The sequence below is a fragment of the Bradyrhizobium symbiodeficiens genome (genome assembly GCF_002266465.3).
Taxonomy (GTDB): Bacteria; Pseudomonadota; Alphaproteobacteria; order Rhizobiales; family Xanthobacteraceae; genus Bradyrhizobium; species Bradyrhizobium symbiodeficiens.
Map to the genome: position 1 here is coordinate 6,250,247 of NZ_CP029427.2, position 20,830 is coordinate 6,271,076.

Below are 20,830 nucleotides of genomic sequence, written 5' to 3' on the forward strand. Positions count from 1 at the left end.
ATTTTGGCAGCTCGCCTTGACGGAGGCGGTTGTTCCCCGATGTTTGGCACAAGAATCTGCAACGGAATTTGCCCGTTCGGCGCCTGATTCCGTTATTATATTGAGCTACTCCGACCCCCATTGCGCTGGCCCGAGATCGCATGTCGAAGCCCAAGTCCCTGTTCAAGGTGCTGACCGAGACCGGCCCGTTGATCGCGCTGGGGACGGCGCTTGCGATTCTGGTCTCGGTCGCGGGGCCCGCCTCGGCGCAGTTCTTCAACTTCCCCGGCTTCGGCGGCCCGCCGCAGCGTCAGGCTCCGCCACCACACCGCGGCGGTGGTGGAGGCGGCGGATGGTTCGGCGGCGACTTCTTTACACCGTTCCAGCAGCAACAGCCGCAGGCGCCGCGCCAGGATTTTTCGCGCGCGCCCTCACCCGCCAAGCGCGACACCATCCCCGAGAAGAACGTGCTGGTGATCGGCGACGCCATGGCCGACTGGCTCGCTTATGGTCTGGAAGACGCCTACACCGAGCAGCCCGACATGGGCGTGATCCGCAAGCACAGGACCACGTCAGGCCTGATCAAGTACCAGCCGCGCGGCGAGCCCTCTGACTGGGCGGCTGCGGCAAGGGGCATCCTCGAGACCGAAAAGCCCGACGTGATCGTCGTCATGCTGGGCCTCAACGACCGCAGCGCGATCCGCGAGCCGGCCGCCGACAAGACGGACAAGGTCGCCGCCGACAAGGACAAGAAGAACGACAAGGGCGCGCGCGCCAAACAGCCCGCGAAGCCGGGGGACGCCAAGCCGGGAAACGACACCGCCGCCAAGCCCGACGACAAGCCTGCCGATGCCGATCTGCCGCAGGACGATGCCGACAACGCCGATGCGCCGGCGGCCGCGCCGGAGAAGACCGCGCGCAACCCGAACGGCCTCTATGAATTCCGCGACGAGCGCTGGATCGAGCTCTACGGCAAGAAGATCGAAGAGCTCGCGGGCGTCCTCAAGAGCAAGGGCGTGCCGGTGCTCTGGGTCGGCCTGCCCGCGATCCGCGGCCAGAAGGGCACCGCAGACATGCTGTTCCTGGATTCGCTCTACCGCGAAGGCGCGGCCAAGGCCGGCATTACCTATGTCGATGTCTGGGACGGTTTTGTCGATGAGGCCGGCCGCTTCCTGCAGAAGGGCCCGGACTTCGAAGGTCAGATCCGCCAGCTCCGCAGCGGTGACGGCGTTTACTTCACCAAGCCCGGCGCGCGCAAACTGGCGCACTATGTCGAGCGCGAGATCACGCGCCTGCTGGCAGGACGCTCCGGCCCGATCGCGCTGCCGAGCGAGCCGGCGACGCCAGACACCAGCGCCGAGCCCGGCAAGCCCGCACCGCGGCCGCTGGCGGGGCCGATCGTGCCGCTGGTTGCAGCCTCGATCTCGACCGATCAATTGCTGGGTGGCCCGGGCTCGCGTCCCGCCGCCGTCGATGCGCTGGCTGCAAAGACGATGGTGAAGGGTGAGCCGCTGGCGGCTCCCGCCGGCCGTGCCGACGATTACGCCTGGCCGCGCCGCGAAGTCGGCCGCGAGCAGGCCAAGGGCGACACGCCTGTTGCCGCGACGACGCCTGACGGCGGCGCGGCTTCCACCGCGCCGGGCGCAGCCGCGGCGATCGCGCCACAAAAACTCGCGCCGAAGAAGCCGCCGGTGGTGCAGCAGCCGCCACAGGCCCAGCCGTCGATGCGTGATTTCTTCGGCTTCGGTTCGCCGCCGCCGGCGCCTCCGCCGCGTCAACTGGCGCCTGCGCCGCGCAACCCAAATCCGAACGCAAATCCAGGGATTCCGCGTCCGCCGGCTAACGTCGGGCGCTCGGCCGAGGTGTTCCGGTAAGCGAAGGTCCCGGGTCCCGAACGCCTCGCAGCACCTCCTGGTGATGCGGGGCAGAGCCGGGATCCAGCTGTCTCACCACATTCGCAAAAAAGAATGCGCCCCGGCTCTGCAAGGCGGTGTTGCACGCCGCCTTGCGTCCGGGGCACGGAGAGACATTTCCTGGCTCAGGCGCTCAGTAGCGCCAGCGCTGCGGTGGACGGCGGGCGGGGCGCGCCATCAGCAGCGCCAGCGCGAAGCCGATGCCGCCGGCAACCATCAGCGCGCCGAGCGGGTTGTCCTTCACCTTCTGGGCAATCGCCTGCGAGCCGTCGCGGAAAGTGTCGCCGCTGTTGTCATAGGCGTCCTTGGCGTAGCTCGCCGCGGTGTCCGTGGCATCGCGCACGGCATCCTTGGCCTGGCCGTAGAGATTTTGCACCGTGCCTGCGGCCTCGCGTGCCTTGCCTGAGGCCTGCGTCTTGGAATCGCCTGCGATGTCTCCGATCGCGCTTTCCGCCTTACCTGCGTAGTCCTTGGCCGCTCCAACAATCCGGTCCGTATCCATGATGGTCCTCCTCGGGGGTCAGCCCAAGTAACCGATCAGCAGCGGCGCAGTTCCACGCCGTGGCGAAAGTGTTGTCGGGTTGGCTAAAGTATCAGCCCGCCATCGACGACCAGGGTCTGCCCCACGATGTAGGACGACAGCGGCGAGGCCAGGAACAGCGCCGCGCCCGCCATGTCGGCCGGCGTGCCCAATCGCCGCAGCGGAATGCGTGATAGTGCACCTTCGAGCCGCTTGGGATTGTCGGTCGTCACCTTCGTCATCTTGGTGTCGACGAGCCCCGGCGCGATGCCGTTGACGCGGATGCCGTCCTCGGCCCAGGCCTCGCCCAGCGTCCGCGTCAATCCGACCGCACTGGTCTTCGAGGCGTTATAGGCGGGATTGCCCATGGTGGAATGATAGGCCGCGGTCGAGGACACCATGATCAGCGACCCCTTCGCATCCCGCAACATGGAATGAAACCGCGTGGCGCAAGCCATCAGGCTCATCAGATTGACCTCGACCACCTTGCGAAAACCGCTCATCTCGAATTCACCGCGGCGATAGAGCACGGCGCCTTGCGCCAGCACGAGCACGTCGAGCCGCTCGAAGGACGGCTTGAACGCCTCGATCGCAGCGGGGTTGCTGACGTCGAGCTGCGCGTAGGCGAGACCGGTGAGATCGGAGCCTTCTTCAGCTGAATATTCCGTTGCGTGAGCGCGCGTGCCGCAAACGGCGACAGCCGCGCCCCTCGCGCGAAATGCTTGCGCGATGCCGTTGCCGATCCCGCTCGAACCGCCGACCACCAGCACCTGCCTGCCTGAGAAATCGAGCTCGTTCGCCATCGCGGCCTCTCCTTTTGTCTTGCTTGTTTGACCTGTCTGCGGATCGATGCCAGCCTTGTCAATCATAACAAGAACAAGCGGGCTCCCAAGGAAACAGCATGTCCGAGTTCAAGCAGCTCAGCCGGTCCGTCAAGGGCCTGACCGTTCTCGTCACCGGCGCCGCCAGCGGCATGGGGCGCGCCACCGCGCGCGTATTCGCCGCGGAGGGCGCCCACGTTGCCGTCACCGACTATGACGAGCAAGGCGCGCTCGCCGTCGCGAAGGAGATCGCGGCGAGCGGCGGTTCGGCAAAGGCCTGGACACTCGACGTTGCCGATGGTGGCGAGATCAAGCGCGTGGTGAATGATGCCGCTGCACATTTCGGCGGACTCGATATCGTCGTCAACAATGCCGGCATCTCCGTGCGCGTCGCGATCGACGACGAGGCCTATGAGGACGCATGGGCCAAGGGCATCGCGGTGATGCTGACGGCGCATCCGCGCATCATCCGCGCCGCGCTGCCGCATTTGCGCAAGTCGAATTGCCCGCGCATCGTCAACATCGCCTCGACCGAGGCGCTCGGCGCCACCGCATTGCACAGCCCCTATTCGGCTGCGAAGGGCGGCGTGGCGAGCCTCACCCGCTCGCTCGCGGTCGAACTCGGCCGCGAGGGCATCACCGTCAACTGCATCTGCCCGGGTCCGATCCGCACCGCCATCACCGACCGCATCTCGGATGAGCACAAGACAATTTATGCCAGACGCCGCACCGCACTCGGCCGCTACGGCGATCCCGAGGAGGTCGCGCATATGACGCTGAGCCTGTGCCTGCCGGCGGCCTCCTTCCTCACCGGCGCGGTGATCCCGGTCGATGGCGGGTTGATGGCGCGGAATGCGTGAGAGCTGGTAAGTTGCCGTAGCCCGGATGGAGCGCAGCGCAATCCAGCCTACGGGCAGCCATGCGCGGCGAGCGTTGACAAGTACGAGCGCGGGAGTAGCTTTTTCGCCGACAGAGCGGGACCAACCGCTCGCACATGCGGGAGAAACGCCATGACGATCGCCATCCGGCAGCTTCACAAACATTTTGTCGGCGAGGTTTCGGGCCTCGATTTGCGAAAGCCCCTCACCGAGGTTGAGGCGCGCGAGGTCGAGGCCGCGATGGACAAATACGCGGTGCTGGTTTTCCACGACCAGGACATCACCGACGAGCAGCAGATGGCTTTTGCGCTGAACTTCGGTCAGCGAGAAGATGCGCGTGGCGGCACCGTGACCAAGGCGCAGGACTACCGGCTCCAGTCGGGCCTCAACGACGTGTCCAATCTCGGCAAGGACGGCAGGCCGCTGGCGAAAGACAGCCGCACGCATCTGTTCAATCTCGGCAACTGCCTGTGGCATTCCGACAGCTCGTTCCGTCCCATCCCGGCGAAATTCTCGCTGCTGTCGGCGCGGGTGGTGAACCCGAAGGGCGGCAACACCGAATTCGCCGACATGCGTGCCGCCTATGACGCACTCGACGACGAGACCAAGACGGAGATCGAGGACCTCGTCTGCGAACATTCGCTGATGTATTCGCGGGGCTCGCTCGGCTTCACCGAATATACCGACGACGAGAAGGAGATGTTCAAGCCGGTGCTGCAACGTCTCGTGCGAACCCATCCGGTCCATCGCCGCAAGTCGCTGTATCTGTCATCGCATGCCGGCAAGATCGTCAGCATGAGCGTGCCGGAGGGCCGCCTTTTGCTGCGCGATCTCAACGAGCACGCGACGCAAGCAGAGTTCGTCTACGTCCACAAATGGAAGCTGCACGATCTCGTGATGTGGGACAACCGCCAGACCATGCACCGCGTCCGCCGCTACGACCAGTCGCAGCCCCGCGACATGCGCCGTGCCACGGTGGCAGGGACGGAGCCGACGGTGCAGCAGCAGGCGGCGGAGTAGAATTTGCTCAACAAACGTGGTCATCGCCCGGCTTGACCGGGCGATCCAGTATTCCAGAGGCTTGCGTTGGATAGCTCGCTCTCGCAACGGTCGCTGCGGCGTACTGGATGCCCCGGTCGAGCCGGGGCATGACAGCGAGGGCGACGCGCGATACGGGAGTACGTTGCCGCAGCTGCTACGTCACGCGTGCCCGGCCTCGTTCGAGAGCATGCCGGGATCGATGCCGATCTTGCGCAAGGCGCGTCCGTACTTGTCGTCGACGTCGTCACCGAAGATCAGATCCGAATCCGCATCGCAATGCAGCCAGCCGTTGCTCTGGATCTCGGTCTCGAGCTGGCCCGGCGCCCAGCCGGCATAGCCGAGCGCGAGGATGGCATGCTTGGGACCCGAGCCGTTGGCGATCGCGCGCAGGATATCGACGGTCGCCGTGAGGCAGACTCCGTCGTCGATCCGCAGCGTAGCGTTTTCGATATAGAAGTCGCTGGAATGCAGCACGAAGCCGCGGCCGGTGTCGACCGGGCCGCCGCGCAGCACTTTCATGCTTTCGGCATTCTCCGGCAGCCTGATGTGCTCGCCCTTCTTGATGATGCCGAGCTGCTGCAACAGCTCGGGAAAATCGATGCTGCCGGCCGGATGGTTCACGATGATCCCCATCGCCCCTTCCGCCGAATGGGCGCAGAGATAGATGACCGAACGTTCGAAGCGGGAATCGCCCATGACGGGCATCGCGATCAGCAGCCGGCCGTCGAGATAACCGGCTGAATTGGGCAGCCCGGGCCCCGCGCTGCGGGTGCTTTCGCCCGTTCTCTTGCCTGTGGGAGCCATCGGTGAAGCACTCCGGTTTCAATTCCTATCCTGATGTCGGGCCGGGCTGCTGTCAAATCAAGGCTTGCAGGGACGCGATTCCAATGCCTCCATCACAAGCAATTCAATGGTTTGCCCAGGGGTGACCCTGTAAAGACGTATCATGCTCACAAGAGTTCCCCTGCGTGCGGCGATTGGCGTCGTGACAACCCTGCTTGCGTCGTCGCTGGCCATCGCAGCCCGTGCCGACGACGCATCGCCGTGGCAGCGCGACGGACATTCCGCGGTACGGTTGCTCGCGGGATCGCGCAGCGGCGCGGTTCTGCTCGGCGGTATCGCGTTCCAGATCCAGCCCGGGTGGAAAACCTACTGGCGCATGCCCGGCGATTCCGGCGTCCCGCCGCGGTTCGACTTCTCGAAATCGGACAATGTCGAGGCGGTGACTGTGATGTGGCCTGCGCCGCTGAAATTCGACGACGGCGCAGGCGGCCATTCGATCGGCTATCACAACCAGATCGTGCTGCCCCTGCGCATCGTCGCCAAGGCGGCCGACAAGCCCGTGACCTTGCGTGCCGAGATCAACTACGCGGTGTGCGAGAAGCTCTGCATTCCGGTCGAGGCCAGCGCCGAGCTCGGCTTCAACAACGTCGCCTCGACCGAGGACGCCAATCTGCGTGCAGCACTCGACACCGTGCCCAAGCCTGCCAATATCGGCGATCCCAATCCGCTCACCATCCGCGACGTCAAGCGCGACGGGCCCAAGAACGTGGTGGTGGACGTCGTTGTGCCCGACAGCCGCAACGTCAATCTGTATGTGGAAGGGCCCACGCCGGATTGGGCACTGCCGATTCCGGAGCCGGTCAAGGACAGCCCGGCAGGCGTGAAGCGCTTTTCGTTCGAGCTCGACGGCCTGCCGCCGGGCGCCAAGCCCGACGGCGCAGCGCTGAAGTTCACACTGGTTGGGCCGGAGAAATCGTACGAGTTCAATACGAACCTGGAGTAGCCGTCGTCCTGGCGAAGGCCAGGACGACATTGGGAACACCCAACCGAATCTTAACGAATGGTTGCTAGTTCCCAAGGCTGCTGCGGCAAGTCTGCCGCGACGTGCGCGAGCGCCCCGGGGACCCTTCGAATTGGCCGTGACGGATGCAGAACCCGCAACCACCGGACCGGCCGCGCTGATCGCGCGGTTGCGGGCCAGGCTGACGGGCGGCTCGAACGAAGCATCGCTGACGCGGCGGCTGGCCGGCACCATCTTCATCATCCGCGTCATCAGCGCAGGCCTTGCCTATGTCTCGCAGGTGCTGCTGGCGCGCTGGATGGGCACGTCCGACTACGGCATCTATGTCTATGTCTGGACCTGGGTGCTGCTGCTCGGCAGCATGATGGATTTCGGCATCTCGGCCTCGGCGCAAAAAATCATTCCGGAGTATCGCGCCAGCGGCGAGCAGGCGTTGCTGCGCGGCTTTCTCTCCGGCAGCCGCTGGCTGACTTTTGCGGTGTCGACACTGGTCTCGCTCGCCCTCGCCGGCATCGTCAGGCTGCTGTCGCCCTGGATCGACCCGGCCGAGGAGCTGCCGCTCTATATCGGCTGCATGACCCTGCCCGCCTTCGTCGTTGCCAACACCCAGGACGGCATCGCGCGCTCGCATGACTGGATGCAGCTCGGCCTGATGCCGCAATTCATCATCCGCCAGGGACTGATCATCGGCATCACGGGCGCTGCTTTTCTCTTCGGCTACCATCTCGGCGCGATCGCGGCTATGGTTGCGAGCGCGGGCGCGGTCTGGATCGCGATGACCGGGCAGATGGTGGTGCTGAACCGCAAGCTCGCCAACCATATCGAGCCCGGTCCCAAGACCTACGACATCGGCGGCTGGCTCGCCGTCTCGCTGCCGATCCTGCTGGTCGAGAGCTTCTACCTGCTGCTGTCCTATACCGACGTGCTGGTGCTGCAGCAATTCCGCCCCTCCGACGAGGTCGGCGTTTACTTCGCGGTGGTGAAGACGCTGGCGCTGGTCTCGTTCATCCACTACGCGATGTCGGCGACGACGGCGCATCGCTTCGCCGAATACAACGCAAGCGGCGACAAGGCGCGGCTGTCGGCCTATGTCGCGCACGCCATCAGCTGGACGTTCTGGCCGTCGCTGGCCGCGACCATCGTGCTGCTCGCGATCGGCAAGCCGCTGCTCTGGCTGTTCGGGCCGCAATTCACCGTCGGCTACGACATCATGTTCGTCGCCGCCATCGGACTCGTGGTGCGCTCCGCGATCGGACCGGTCGAGCGGCTGCTCAACATGCTGGGCCAGCAGAAGATCTGCGCGCTCGCTTATGCGCTGGCCTTCGTGATGAACCTCGTGCTCTGCATCGCACTCGTGCCGCGCTACGGCGGCCACGGCGCCGCAGCCGCAACCTCGATCTCGCTCACCTTCGAGACGGTGCTGCTGTTCTGGATCGTGCGGCAGCGGCTTGGGCTGCACGTGCTGGCGTTTGGTAAATAGGCACTACGTCGCCGCCTTTGCTCGCTTCCCTTGGGGAACGACTGTTTCGCGGCGCGGCTGGCAACAACCGGAAATACCTCTCTATTTCCGACGCGCAGCACGATTTTTCTTATTCAGCCCAAGCGGTTGCGTCCCAGGGAAGGTTTATTCTACGTCGTATTGCCCAACCGACGAGATCAACCTAAGATTCTCCAGATATGTTCGATCCACTCTACGTCGCTTCCGGTTTCGGCGTCGGCCTCCTCATCGGGATGACCGGCGTGGGCGGCGGTTCGTTGATGACGCCGCTGCTGATATTGCTGTTCGGTGTTCATCCCTCCACCGCGGTCGGCACCGATCTGCTCTATGCCGCCGCCACCAAGACCGGCGGCAGCGTGGTGCATGGCTGGGCGCGCAGCGTGCACTGGCCGGCGGTGCTGCGGCTCGCCTGTGGCAGCATTCCCGCGAGCGCGCTGACGCTGCTGGTGCTGTGGAAACTCGATCTCAGAGGCGATTCCGAGCGCAGCCTGATCAATCTGGTGCTGTGCTTCGCGCTGCTGCTGACCGCGACCTCGCTGATCTTCCGCAAATCCATCATGGAGCGTTATCGCGGCCGGCTCGAACAGGTCGACGAGCGCAGCACCGCGATTGCGACCGTCGTCACCGGCATCGTGCTCGGCGTGCTGGTGTCGATTTCGTCGGTCGGTGCCGGTGCGGTCGGCGTCACCGTGCTGCTGCTGCTCTACCCTCGCCTGCCGATGGCAACCATCGTCGGCTCCGACATCGCCCATGCGGTGCCGTTGACACTGGTCGCCGGCATCGGGCACTGGGCGCTCGGCGACGTCGATTGGGCGCTGATGGGCGTGCTGCTGATGGGCTCGCTGCCCGGCATCATCGTCGGCAGTTACAGCGCGACGCGGGTGCCGGAGACGGTGCTGCGGCTGACGCTCGCCAGCGTGTTGTTCGTGGTCGCCGGCAAGATCATGTTCGCGGAGTTGAACCTGTCGTCGGCGTTCGTGACGGCGCTGGCCTGGACGCATTAGGCCCAACCGAGCGGCGGAATCGTAGGGTGGGCAAAGCGAAGCGTGCCCACCACTTTTTCAATTGAGGGTGATGGTGGGCACGGCGCTTTCGCGCCTTTGCCCACCCTACGGCACTGCCCCTATTCCGCCGTCCAGCCGCCATCGATCGAGAGATTGCTGCCGGTGATCTGGGCGGCATCATCGCCGCACAGGAACAGCGCCAAGGCCGCGACCTGCTCGGACGTCACGAACTCCTTGGTCGGCTGCGCGTCGAGTAGCACGTCGTTGATGACCTGCTCGCGCGTGAGATTGCGCGCCTTCATCGTGTCGGGGATCTGCTTCTCCACCAGCGGCGTCCAGACGTAGCCGGGGCTGATGCAGTTGCAGGTGATCTTGTGGGTCGCAACCTCCAGCGCCACGGTCTTGGTGAGACCGGCGATGCCGTGCTTGGCCGAGACGTAGGCCGACTTGAAGGGCGAGGCGACCAGCGAATGCGCCGATGCGGTGTTGATGATGCGACCCCAGCCCTTCTTCTTCATGCCGGGCACCGCTGCGCGGATGGCGTGAAAGGCCGAGGACAGGTTGATGGCGATGATCTGGTCCCATTTCTCGAGCGGGAATTCCTCGATCGGCGAGACGAACTGGATGCCGGCATTGTTGACGAGGACGTCGACGGAGCCAAAGGTCTTCTCACCAAGCGCGATCATGCCGGCGATCTCGGCCGGCTTGGTCATGTCGGCGGGCGAATAGATCGCCTTGACGCCGAAATCGGACTCGATCTTCGAGCGCTCCTTCTCGATGTCCTCCGGCGAGCCGAAGCCGTTGATGACGACATTGGCGCCGGCGGCGGCGAAGGCGCGTGCGTAAGCGAGCCCGATGCCGCTGGTGGACCCGGTCACGACGGCGTTCTTGCCTGACAGACTACCCATTCTATTCGCTCCTTTTTGCCGGGGGCGCGGAGACGTTCCCCGTGAGATCGTAGGTCACCATGGTCTCGCCGGATTGCGGCCGCTCGAGCCAATCCTTGTGGCGCATCGACAGATGCACGTCGTGCACGCCGGCCTCCCAGTGCTCGACCATGGCGACATGCGAGAAGTCGTAATCCTTGGACGAGGATTCGTAGTTCTTGCTGCGATAGATCAGATGCACCACGGTGACGGTGCTTTCACGCGATACCTTCGCGAGGAATTCCACGGAAGGGTCGTTCTTGAGATAATCGGGCAATTTGGAAATCAGGTCGCGCACGGCCTTGCGGGCGTTGTGCAGCTGCTTGTTCTTGTCGGTGTTCATCCGCGTGCGGCTGGAGAAGCGAATGTCCTTCTCGCGCTCGGTGGCCTCGAGCAGCGAGGTCGGCAAATCGCCGCGGGCGGAGAACAGGTCGACCTGGAAGATCAGCATGTCGCGATCGACCTCGGCATCGAGCACGTAGTCCAGCGGCGTGTTGGAGGCGATGCCGCCGTCCCAGTAATGCTCGCCGTCGATTACGACGGAGGGAAAGCCGGGCGGCAGCGCGCCGGAGGCCATGATGTGCTCGGGGCCGATGGTTTTGCCGAGCTTCTTGAACTCGTAATTGTCGAAATATTTGAAATTGCCCGAGGTGACGCCGACCGCGCCGACCGACAGGCGCGTCTTGAGGTCATTGATGCGGTCGAAATCAACCAGACGCTCCAGCGTCTTCTTCAAGGGCGCGGTGTCGTAATAGCTCTCGGCCTGCGGGCTACCGGGCGGCCAGAGCGGCGCCGGCGGAATCCGCGGCGTGAAGAAGCCGGGCACGCCGAAGGTCGCGATCAGCGCGGCGCTGGTGGAGTTGAACAGTTCGCGGCTGTGGTCGCTCTTGCCGATCGGTTTCCACGGCACCGGCGCGGAGACCATCTCCCAGAATTCCTTGAGCCGCTTGACGCGCGTCGGGCCCTCATTGCCGGCGATGATGGCGGCGTTGACCGCGCCGATCGAGATGCCGGCGACCCATTCCGGCTCGAAGCCCTGGCCGCACAGCGCCTGATAAGCGCCGGCCTGATAGGAGCCAAGCGCCCCGCCGCCCTGGAGGACCAGGACGCGTTGCGCATTCGCAGGGATGCTGGCGGATTCCGTGGTATGATCGGTCATAAGGGAACAATAGCAACAATAGCAAAAGGCGCGCCACCGTGGCGACCCTCCGCCGCGGCGTCAATGCATGCCGGGATCAAGTCTGGCTTACCGCTCCGTCGAGGCCAGGATCATGGTCCAGAACACCTTGTATTTGGTGCCGGGAGCATAGCTCGCCGCGATGCCCAATTTTGTGACACCGCCCTTGAGCATGTTGGCGCGGTGGGGTGGCGAGTCGCGCCAGCCGGAAAACGCTTCCGCCAGCGTATGATAGCCGGCCGAAATGTTCTCGACCGCCACGGTCGCGGGATAGCCGCCGGCGGCCAGGCGCTTGGCCAGCGGCGCGCGGACGTCGTGGTCCATCTTGTTGGCCGCCGCCATGGCATTGGACTGGGATTCGGCAAGCCGCATCAGGTCGGGGTCAATGACGACGGTGCCGAGCGCGTTGTTCTGGCGGTATTGCGAGATCATGATCGCGGCCGCCTGCGCATCGAGCTTTGAGCCCGGGACCGCCATGTCGGCATACATCGACGGCTGCTGGACCGGTGCCTCGTTGCCGGCACAGCCGGCAAGCAGCAAAATGATGAGAATTGCGGCCGCAGCGCGCATGTAGGGGCCCCCGAATGAGGGGCCGTTGTTGCATACCAACCGTGGCTGAAAGGTGAATTTTGAAGAAAATTCGACCTGACGCGACGGCTCAACTGCCCGCAAATATCCGGTAGCGGCGGGGCTCAAGGCCGATGGTGTCGCCGGCGTGCAGTTCCTTGTCGCGGGGGGCGTCGATCTCGATGGTCTCGCCGCCTGACAATGCGACCTCGGCACGCTGCACGGGACCGAAATTACGGACGTGTCGCACGGCGCCTTCAAGGGCGCCGCTGCCGGGGGGCCCGACCAGCATGTCATGTCGCCGCACGAACAGTTTTGACGCGCCAGGCGCAAGTCCGTCCGCCGTGAGGCCTAACGGCCGGCCACCGAGCCTGATCACGCCTGCTTCGACCTGGACCGGCAGCTCGATGGACTCGCCGATGAAGCCGTGGACGAACGCGCTTGCCGGGCTTTCATAGACGTCGTCGGGCGAGCCGATCTGCTCGATCCTGCCCTTGTCCATGACGACGACGCGGTTGGCGACCTCGAGCGCCTCCTCCTGGTCGTGGGTCACGAAGATGGAGGTGACGCTGATCTCGCGATGAAGCGAGCGCAACCATTTGCGCAGCTCCTTGCGCACCTTGGCATCGAGCGCGCCGAAGGGCTCGTCGAGCAAGAGGATGCGCGGCTCGATCGCGAGCGCACGGGCGAGCGCGATGCGCTGGCGCTGGCCGCCGGAAAGCTGGCTCGGGTAGCGATCGGCGAGCCAGTCGAGTTGCACGAGATCGAGCAACTCCTTGACCCGCGCCCGGATCGCCCCCTCGTCTTTTCGGACCGCACGTGGCTGTACGCGCAGGCCGAAAGCCACGTTCTCGAACACCGTCATGTGGCGGAACAGCGCGTAATGCTGGAACACGAAGCCGACATGCCGCTCGCGCGCGCCCTGCGCCAGCGCATCCTCGCCGTTGATGAGGACTTCACCTGAGTCAGGCCAATCGAGCCCGGCGACGATCCGCAGCAGCGTGGTCTTTCCCGATCCGGACGGCCCGAGCAGCGCAACCAACTCGCCGCTCTCGACCTTGAGGTCGACACCGTCGAGGGCTTTGAAGCTGCCGAACGTCTTGACGAGATTTCTGACTTCAATGGTCACTTGCGTCTTCCCCTTCGTCGAGATGACGTTCCAGGACGGTCTTTGCGATCAGCGTGATCAGCGCCAGCATCGCCAGCAGCGAGGCGATCGCGAACGCGGCGACGAACTGGTATTCGTTGTAGAGGATCTCGACCAGCAGCGGCATCGTGTTGGTCTCGCCGCGGATATGGCCGGAGACGACGGAGACTGCGCCGAACTCGCCCATCGCGCGCGCGTTGCAGAGCAGCACGCCGTAGAGCACGCCCCATTTGATGTTGGGCAAGGTAACGCGGAAGAAGGTTTGCAAGCCGGAGGCGCCGAGCGAAACCGCAGCCTCCTCCTCCTGCGTGCCCTGCTCCTGCATCAAGGGGATCAGCGCGCGCGCCACGAACGGGAAGGTGACGAAGGTGGTGGCCAGCGCGATGCCAGGCACCGCGAACAGGATCTGGATGTCATGATCCCTGAGCCAGCTGCCGAAATAGCCCTGCGCGCCGAACAGCAGCACGAAAACGAGGCCGGAGATCACCGGGCTCACCGAAAACGGCAGATCGATCAGCGTGATCAGGAAGGTCTTGCCCGGGAAATCGAATTTTGCAATCGCCCAGGCGGCGACGAGGCCGAAGACGAGATTGAGACCGACTGAAATTGCAGCGACGATCAACGTCAGCTTGATCGCCGCAAGCGCCTCCGGCTCGGCGAGCGCAGACAGATAAGCGGCGATCCCCTTCGAGAGCGCGTGCGCGAACACCACCACCAGCGGCAGCACGACGAAGACAGTGAGAAAGGTGATCGCGATCGTGATGATGGCGATGCGCACGGCCTTCGGTTCGGTGCGCAGATTGTCCCGCGCGAGGGCTTCGCGTGCGCGGGCCTTCTCGTCGGACGAAGTGAGCGGGCCTGAATGGGCGATCTGCATCGTCATGGTCCGCCCTCAACGCACCGGAATCCGGCTCTGCGCCCAGCGCTGGAGCCGGTTGACGGCGAAGATGATGACGAAGGAGACGACGAGCATGACGACCGCGATCGCCGTTGCATCGGCATAGCGGAATTCGGAGAGGCGGATCACGATCAGGAGCGGCGCGATCTCCGAGACGTTCGGCAAATTGCCGGCGATGAAGATCACCGAGCCGTATTCGCCGACCGCGCGCGCGAAGGCGAGCGCGAGCCCGGTGAGCAGCGCCGGCGCCAGCGAGGGCAGGATCACGCGGACGATGGTCTGCCAGCGGCTGGCGCCGAGGCTGCCCGCGGCTTCCTCGATCTCAGGATCGAGATCCTGCAGCACCGGCTGCACCGTGCGCACCACGAAGGGAATGCCGATGAAGATCATGGCGACGAAGATGCCGACCGGCGTGAACGCCACCTTGATGCCGAGCGCCGCTAGTGGCGCCCCCAGCCAGCCCTTCTCGGCGAACAGCGCAGTCAGCGCGACGCCCGCGACCGCCGTCGGCAGCGCGAAGGGCACGTCGACGATAGCGTCGAACAGCCGCCTTCCGGGGAAGCGATAGCGCACCAGCGCCCAGACGATGATGCTGCCCATGACGAGATTGACGCAGGCCGCAGCGAAGGCGAGTCCGAAGGACACGCGCAACGCGTTCAGAGTGCGGCGGCTGGAGAGGATATTCCAGAATTGCTCGGGGCTAAGCTCGAGCGATTTCAGGAACAGGCCGGCGAGTGGAATCAAGATGATGATCGACAGCCAGGAAAGCGTCAGCCCCATCGTGAGACCGAAGCCCGGCAATGTCCGGCGTCGTGCTGCGAGTGCGCTCACCAGGCCCCCTGTCAACATCTCTAAGACGGCGCCGGATCAGTTCTTGTAAATCTGATCGAACACGCCGCCGTCGCCAAAATGTTCCTTCTGCGCCTTGGTCCAGCCGCCGAAAAATTCGTCGATCGTGAACATCTCGACCTTTGCGAAGGAATTTTCGTACTTTTTGGCAACCTCGGCATCGCGCGGACGGTAGAAGTTGCGCGCGGCAATTTCCTGTCCTTCCTTCGTATACCAATACCGGAGGTAGGCATCGGCAGCGTTGCGGCTGCCCTTCCTGTCGGCAACCTTGTCGACGATCGCGACCGGCGGCTCGGCGAGGATCGAGAGCGGCGGCGCCACGATCTCGATTTTCTCCGGACCGAATTCCTTCAGTGCGAGATACGCTTCGTTCTCCCAGGCGAGCAAGACGTCGCCGACGCCGCGCTCGACGAAGGTCACGGTGGCGCCGCGCGCACCGGTATCCAGCACCGGCACCTGCTGGAACAGCTTACCGATAAAGTCCTTGGCTTTGTCGGCCGAGCCGTATTTCTTCTGCGCAAAACCCCAGGCGGCAAGATAATTCCAGCGCGCGCCACCCGACGTCTTCGGGTTGGGCGTGATCACGGCGACGCCCGGCTTGACCAGATCGTCCCAGTCCTTGATGCCCTTGGGATTGCCCTTTCGCACCAGGAACACGATGGTGGACGTGTAGGGCGAGGAATTCTGCGGCAACCGCTTCTGCCAATCCGCCGCCGTGAGGCCTTTGGCGGCGATCGCGTCGATGTCGTAGGCGAGCGCGAGCGTCACCACGTCGGCCTGCAAGCCGTCGATCACACTCCGCGCCTGCGACCCGCTGCCGCCATGCGACTGCTTGACCTCGACGCTCTTGCCGGTCTCCTTCTGATAGGCATTCGCAAATGCCTTGTTGAATTCGGCATAGAGCTCGCGCGTCGGATCGTATGACACGTTGAGCAGGTTGATGTCAGCGGCGAGAGCCGCGCCTGCCAAAAAACCCGTCGCGATGAGTCCTGCAGCGAGCGGAACGATACGGCGCATCATCTCCATCTCCATTCGCTTCACTGACGTCGGTGTCAGCGAAGGAAGGCGAAACTCGCGGCGAAACACGTTTGAGTCAACGAAACCGGATTTTCTTGTTCGCTAGCTCGCAGCGCGGCTGTGCTACGAAGTCTTCATCGTGTGGATGCCGCATTCTGTCTTGGCCCGGCCGCGCCAGCGACCGGCGCGCTCATCCTCGCCTTCGGCCGTTCTGCTCGTGCAAGGCATACACCCAACCGACCGGAAACCGGAGGCGACCAAGGGGTGACGTGGCAATTTAGCGCGGACGAAGATGGCCTCGAGTTCCTCGCGCGAGACGTTGGCGAACGGGTTGAACTTCAGCCGCGCCCCGTCGTCCTCGACAACCGCGATGTCCGCGCGCGCATTGCCCTGGAAGCGCTTGCGGCCGTTGATCCAGCCCGAGAACGGCTTCAGTGCCCGCGCCAGTGGCTCGACTTTGCGGATGCGGCAGCAGGCGTCGGGATCGGAGAACCAGAGCTCGCGATCGGGATCCTCGCGCGACAGCGCCTCCTCAGCCGGCTTGATCGAGCGGACGTCCTTCAGGCCAAGCGTCGCGATCAACGTGTCGCGATAGGCCAGCGTCTCCTCGAACAGCCAGCCGGTATCGAGGAAGATCACGGGGATCGCGGGGTCGACGTCCGCCATGACCTTCAGCAGCGTCGCCGATTCCGTCCCGAAGGACGACACCAGCGCCAGTTTCTCGCGCCCGACAGCCTTCAGCGCCGCGGCGATGATCTCCGCGGGCGAAGCATCGCGCAACGCGCGATCAAGCTCCGCCACGGAGGGCAGCGCGGAAACGGACACTGACGAAACCTGAGGCGCGATCGCGTTCACGTGCCGACACCTTCGGAATGGCGCAACTGCATGCGCCGGTGCAAGGCCGTAATGCGGCCGTCGCCGGTCGGCTGGTAGAACACCGAGTAACGCTTCGCGGTCTGCATGAAGGCTTCCGCGTCGGCTTGCTTCTTGACCTCGAACGAGTCGAAGCCGGCGCGCAGCATGAACACGAACTGGTCGCGCAGCACCTGGCCGGTGGCGCGCAGTTCACCGCGGTAATTGTAGCGCTCGCGCAGCAGGCGGGCCTGGCTGTAGGCGCGGCCGTCGCGGAAGGTCGGGAACACCAGCGCGACCACGGCGAGCTTGCCAAGATAGGGCACGAGTTCGCTGATGTCGCGGTTGTTCGGCCAGATCACGCCGACCTTGCCGGCACGGTCGAGCAGCGCATCGGCCTCGCCGATAAAGCGCTCGGCCGGCATCAGGATGTCGCCGCCCTCGGGCAGCGGCGTGTCGACGGCCAGCTTGACGAAGCCGTCGTCAGCGATCTTTCCGCCGTTAACGAGTGGCATAGACGCGCTCCTTGAAGGGTTCGACGCCGAGGCGTTTCACTGTGTCCATGAACAGCTCATCCGGTCGCTCGCGCAGCGCCAGATAGGCTTCCACGATGTCCTCGACGACGTCGGCGACCTCGTCGAACTTGACGCCCGGCCCGATCAGGTTCCCGAGCGCGGCGTTCTCGTCAGCGCGGCCTCCGATGGTGATCTGGTAGACCTCCTCGCCATTCTTCTCGACGCCCAGAATGCCGATATGGCCGACATGGTGATGGCCGCAGGCATTGATGCAGCCTGAGATGTTGATGTGGAGCCGGCCGATCAGGTTGGCGAGCTCGTGGTTGGCGAACCGCCGCGTCAATTCCTGCGCGATCGGGATCGAGCGCGCATTCGCCAGCGAGCAATAATCGAGGCCCGGGCAGGCGATGATGTCGGTGATCAGGTTGACGTTCGGCGTCGCGAGGCCGAGCTTGTCGAGCGCCTTCCACAGCGCCGGCAGATCGCGCTTGGCGACGTGGGGCAGCGCCAGGTTCTGCTCGTGGCCGACGCGGATTTCGCCGAAGGAATATCTGTCGGCAAGATCGGCCAGCGCATCCATCTGCTCTGCGGTGGCATCGCCTGGAGGCCCGCCGATCGGCTTCAACGAGATCGTGACGATCGAATAGCCTTGCACCTTGTGCGGCGCCACCGAGTTCTTGCGCCATGCCTCGAACTCAGGATCGGCCGCGGCCTGCCGCAGCTCGTCCGGCATGTGCGGCAGCTTCTCGTAGGCCGGATAGGTGAAGCGCGAGCGGATGTCCTCGATCACCTCGTCGTCGATCTGGAGCGAGGAGTTGCGGATGTGCTGCCACTCCTCCTCGACTTCACGGGAGAACTTCTCGATGCCCAGCTCGTGCACCAGGATCTTGATGCGCGCCTTGTAGATGTTGTCGCGGCGGCCGTATTGGTTGTAGACCCGCAGGATCGCCTCGATATAGCTGAGGATGTCGCGGCCATGCACGAAGTGCTTGATGGTCTTGCCGATGAACGGCGTGCGGCCGAGACCGCCGCCGACCAGCACCTCGAAGCCGGTCTCGCCCTTCTCGTTCTTGATGAGGCGCAGACCAATGTCGTGAATCTTGATCGCGGCGCGGTCGTGATCGGACGCCGTGATCGCGATCTTGAACTTGCGCGGCAGGAACGAGAATTCCGGATGCAGCGTGGTGTGCTGGCGGATCAGCTCGGACCAGATGCGGGGATCCTCGATCTCGCCGGGCGCGACGCCGGCCCACTGATCCGACGTGACGTTGCGCATGTTGTTGCCGGAGGTCTGCATCGCATGGATGCCGACCTCGGCGAGATCTTCCAGCGCGTCCGGCAGCTCGGCGAGCTTGATCCAGTTGAACTGGATGTTCTGCCGCGTCGTGAAGTGGCCGTAGCCGCGGTCGTATTTGCGCGCGACGTGGGCAAGCGCCCGCAGCTGGTTCGACGCCAGCGTCCCGTAGGGAATCGCGACGCGGAACATGTAGGCGTGCAGTTGCAGATAGACGCCGTTCTGAAGCCGCAGGATCTTGAACTCGTCCTCGGTGAGCTCGCCGGAGAGACGCCGCTTCACCTGGTCGCGGAACTCCGAAACGCGCTCGTTGACGAGCGTGCGGTCGATTTCGTCGTAAGCATACATAAGAAAGCGCCTTAAGCCTGGGCCGACTGTCCGATGGTCACACCGGTGCGGCGGATCTGTTCGCGCAGATTGCCGGGTTCGATATTGCCGTCCGCGCCGACCTGCACCGGTGCGATATAGGGACCGATCGCGCCGACGTCATCGGCGACGGACTCCGCAAGCAACGCTTTGGCCTCGTCGGAGTTGCGCACGATCGCGGCTTCCGAGAGGTCCGCGGACCAGCTTTTGGCGGCGGTGCGATAAACCACGATGCCATCCCAGGTACGGTTGGCGGTCACGACCGAGGGGCCGGCGATCTTGATCTTCTTCTGTTCGAGCGGGGAGGTCATTCGGCTGCATCCAATAGGTCAGAGATGATTTGCTTCGGGGTTTTCTCGGGGATGTCGCGGCGAAGCGAGCCGGCATGCCGGACCACATCGCCGATGATGAGAATGGCGGGACCGCCGCTGACCCGCCGCACAAGCTCGGGAAGGTCGCGCAGCGTGCCGATCGCGCCTTGCGCATCGGGACGCGTCACGCGCGCGAACACGCCAACCGGCGTCTCCGGCGAACGGCCTGCAGCGAACAGGCCGGCGCGCACTGCGGGCGCGGCGGTCATGCCCATATAGACCACCACGGTCATTCTGGTGTCGGTCAGGGTCGACCAGTCCACCGCTTCCGCGTCGCGCGCCTTGTGCGCGGTCAGGAAGGTGATGCGGGTGGCTTCATGACGATAGGTGAGCGGCACCTCGAAATCGGCTGCGCCGCCAAGGCCGGCGGTGATGCCGGGAATGATCGAATAGGCAACACCGGCCGCGCGCAGCGCTTCGACCTCTTCACCGCCACGACCGAACACGAAGGGATCGCCGCCCTTCAGACGCACGACGCGTTGGCCGGCTTGCGCGGCCTCGATCATCCGCTGGTTGATGGCGTCCTGGCCGATGCCAGGCTTGCCGACACGGCGGCCGACGGCAACGCGCGTCGTGTCGCGGCGGATGCGGTCGAGAATGTCAGGCGAAACCAGTTCGTCATGGAAGACGATGTCGGCATCCTGCAATGCGCGCAGCGCCTTGATGGTGAGAAGATCGGGATCGCCGGGTCCGGCACCGACCAGCGCGACCGAGCCTTCCGGCTTGTCGGCACGCGCGAATTCGGAGGGATCGGCAATCGCCTTGAGCGCAGCATCCGCCTCGCTCCTGCGACCGCCGAGCACGGCGGCGCCGATCGAGCCGTCGATGACGCGCTCCCAGAACCGGCGGCGCAACGGAAACTCGGCGATGCGCTCGTTGACGGATTTACGGAAGCCGCCGATGAACTCGGCGAGCTCACCAATACGGGCGGGCAGCAGCGCCTCGATCTTCTCACGCACGCGCCGTGCCACGACGGGCGAAGTGCCGCCGGTGCCGACCGCGACCACGACATCGCCGCGATCCACGATCGCCGGAAAGATGAAGCTGGAATGTTCGAGATCGTCCATGACGTTGACGGGCAGGCCGAGCGCCTTGGCGCGAGCCGACATCGCCACGCCGACATCGCCTGCGCCGGCGCAGACCACAGCTATGACGCCTGCAAGATCGGCCGCAAGCGGATCCCCCGTCGCGATCTCGATGCGCGCCGCGTCCTCGGAGTTCAGACCCAGGTCCTGATTGCCATCGATCGCATGCACGCGGAGACGCGCCCCGGCCGCAGAGAGCACGCGCAGCTTGGCACGCAAAAGCTCACCCGCGCCGATGAGGACCACCGGACCGGCCTTGAGATCGAGAAACACCGGCAAGAACCGCATGCGATACCCGCTTCCCCAAC

Annotated in this window: 21 protein-coding genes; 6 read left to right on the forward strand and 15 right to left on the reverse strand. The window is 64.7% G+C overall.

Features of this window, described 5'->3' with window-relative positions:
• Positions 1-140: 140 nt before the first annotated feature.
• Entirely contained in the window at positions 141-1,853 is a 1,713-nt protein-coding gene (locus tag CIT39_RS29435) for an SGNH/GDSL hydrolase family protein (protein WP_094976769.1), read from the forward strand.
• 172 nt (positions 1,854-2,025) lie between these two features.
• Here CIT39_RS29435 and CIT39_RS29440 read toward each other — a convergent pair whose 3' ends face one another.
• Both CIT39_RS29440 and CIT39_RS29445 read right to left on the reverse strand, forming a co-directional pair.
• Positions 2,026-2,394, reverse strand: coding sequence for a CsbD family protein (locus CIT39_RS29440; protein ID WP_094976768.1), 369 nt, complete (start codon positions 2,392-2,394; stop codon positions 2,026-2,028).
• Positions 2,395-2,477: 83 nt separating this feature from the next.
• A complete protein-coding gene (locus CIT39_RS29445) occupies positions 2,478-3,215 on the reverse strand; it encodes an SDR family NAD(P)-dependent oxidoreductase (RefSeq protein WP_094977081.1) in 738 nt (245 codons plus the stop codon).
• 98 nt (positions 3,216-3,313) lie between these two features.
• Here CIT39_RS29445 and CIT39_RS29450 point away from each other — a divergent pair, with 98 nt between their 5' ends.
• A complete protein-coding gene (locus CIT39_RS29450) occupies positions 3,314-4,093 on the forward strand; it encodes an SDR family NAD(P)-dependent oxidoreductase (protein ID WP_094976767.1) in 780 nt (259 codons plus the stop codon).
• 150 nt (positions 4,094-4,243) lie between these two features.
• Complete coding sequence (locus CIT39_RS29455; protein WP_094976766.1) at positions 4,244-5,131, forward strand: TauD/TfdA dioxygenase family protein; 888 nt, start codon at positions 4,244-4,246, stop codon at positions 5,129-5,131.
• Between the two features lie 180 nt (positions 5,132-5,311).
• Here the strand turns inward: CIT39_RS29455 and CIT39_RS29460 are convergent, their stop codons facing one another.
• Positions 5,312-5,956 carry a YqgE/AlgH family protein gene (locus CIT39_RS29460; protein WP_094976765.1) on the reverse strand — a complete coding sequence of 215 codons (645 nt, stop codon included), beginning with the start codon at positions 5,954-5,956 and terminating at the stop codon, positions 5,312-5,314.
• Positions 5,957-6,098: 142 nt separating this feature from the next.
• On the opposite strand from CIT39_RS29460, the gene CIT39_RS29465 reads away from it, so the two are divergent.
• The 3 genes from CIT39_RS29465 (at position 6,099) to CIT39_RS29475 (ending at position 9,458) form a co-directional block, all read left to right on the forward strand.
• Complete coding sequence (locus tag CIT39_RS29465; protein ID WP_094976764.1) at positions 6,099-6,938, forward strand: protein-disulfide reductase DsbD domain-containing protein; 840 nt, start codon at positions 6,099-6,101, stop codon at positions 6,936-6,938.
• Between the two features lie 130 nt (positions 6,939-7,068).
• Entirely contained in the window at positions 7,069-8,436 is a 1,368-nt protein-coding gene (locus CIT39_RS29470; protein ID WP_162308748.1) for a flippase, read from the forward strand.
• 197 nt (positions 8,437-8,633) lie between these two features.
• Entirely contained in the window at positions 8,634-9,458 is an 825-nt protein-coding gene (locus tag CIT39_RS29475; RefSeq protein ID WP_094976763.1) for a sulfite exporter TauE/SafE family protein, read from the forward strand.
• 119 nt (positions 9,459-9,577) lie between these two features.
• Here the strand turns inward: CIT39_RS29475 and CIT39_RS29480 are convergent, their stop codons facing one another.
• The 12 genes from CIT39_RS29480 to cysG all read right to left on the reverse strand — a co-directional run bounded on the left by CIT39_RS29480 (position 9,578) and on the right by cysG (position 20,810).
• The gene (locus CIT39_RS29480) at positions 9,578-10,366 is read right to left on the reverse strand and encodes a 3-hydroxybutyrate dehydrogenase (RefSeq protein ID WP_094976762.1); all 789 of its coding nucleotides are present in this window, start codon (positions 10,364-10,366) and stop codon (positions 9,578-9,580) included.
• A gap of 1 nt (position 10,367) precedes the next feature.
• A complete protein-coding gene (locus CIT39_RS29485; RefSeq protein ID WP_094976761.1) occupies positions 10,368-11,543 on the reverse strand; it encodes a DUF3734 domain-containing protein in 1,176 nt (391 codons plus the stop codon).
• Positions 11,544-11,630: 87 nt separating this feature from the next.
• Entirely contained in the window at positions 11,631-12,131 is a 501-nt protein-coding gene (locus CIT39_RS29490) for a CAP domain-containing protein (protein ID WP_094976760.1), read from the reverse strand.
• Positions 12,132-12,219: 88 nt separating this feature from the next.
• Positions 12,220-13,257 (reverse strand): sulfate/molybdate ABC transporter ATP-binding protein, encoded by a 1,038-nt coding sequence (locus CIT39_RS29495; RefSeq protein WP_094976759.1) that lies wholly within the window; start codon positions 13,255-13,257, stop codon positions 12,220-12,222.
• Entirely contained in the window at positions 13,247-14,158 is a 912-nt protein-coding gene (cysW, locus tag CIT39_RS29500) for a sulfate ABC transporter permease subunit CysW (RefSeq protein ID WP_094976758.1), read from the reverse strand. Before cysW ends, CIT39_RS29495 begins: the two co-directional genes overlap by 11 nt.
• Before the next feature lie 9 nt (positions 14,159-14,167).
• Positions 14,168-14,953, reverse strand: coding sequence for a sulfate ABC transporter permease subunit CysT (gene cysT, locus CIT39_RS29505; RefSeq protein ID WP_244607640.1), 786 nt, complete (start codon positions 14,951-14,953; stop codon positions 14,168-14,170).
• Between the two features lie 87 nt (positions 14,954-15,040).
• The gene (locus CIT39_RS29510) at positions 15,041-16,048 is read right to left on the reverse strand and encodes a sulfate ABC transporter substrate-binding protein (protein ID WP_414645229.1); all 1,008 of its coding nucleotides are present in this window, start codon (positions 16,046-16,048) and stop codon (positions 15,041-15,043) included.
• A gap of 114 nt (positions 16,049-16,162) precedes the next feature.
• Entirely contained in the window at positions 16,163-16,894 is a 732-nt protein-coding gene (locus CIT39_RS29515; RefSeq protein ID WP_094976756.1) for a phosphoadenylyl-sulfate reductase, read from the reverse strand.
• Complete coding sequence (locus CIT39_RS29520) at positions 16,891-17,406, reverse strand: DUF934 domain-containing protein (protein ID WP_094976755.1); 516 nt, start codon at positions 17,404-17,406, stop codon at positions 16,891-16,893. The genes CIT39_RS29515 and CIT39_RS29520 overlap by 4 nt, the downstream gene beginning before the upstream one ends.
• On the reverse strand, positions 17,393-19,048 hold the full coding sequence (locus tag CIT39_RS29525; RefSeq protein ID WP_094976754.1) for a nitrite/sulfite reductase: 1,656 nt from the start codon (positions 19,046-19,048) through the stop codon (positions 17,393-17,395). Before CIT39_RS29525 ends, CIT39_RS29520 begins: the two co-directional genes overlap by 14 nt.
• Before the next feature lie 11 nt (positions 19,049-19,059).
• A complete protein-coding gene (locus CIT39_RS29530; RefSeq protein WP_094976753.1) occupies positions 19,060-19,377 on the reverse strand; it encodes a DUF2849 domain-containing protein in 318 nt (105 codons plus the stop codon).
• Positions 19,374-20,810 carry a siroheme synthase CysG gene (gene cysG / locus CIT39_RS29535; RefSeq protein WP_094976752.1) on the reverse strand — a complete coding sequence of 479 codons (1,437 nt, stop codon included), beginning with the start codon at positions 20,808-20,810 and terminating at the stop codon, positions 19,374-19,376. The genes CIT39_RS29530 and cysG overlap by 4 nt, the downstream gene beginning before the upstream one ends.
• Between the last annotated feature and the right edge of the window lie 20 nt (positions 20,811-20,830).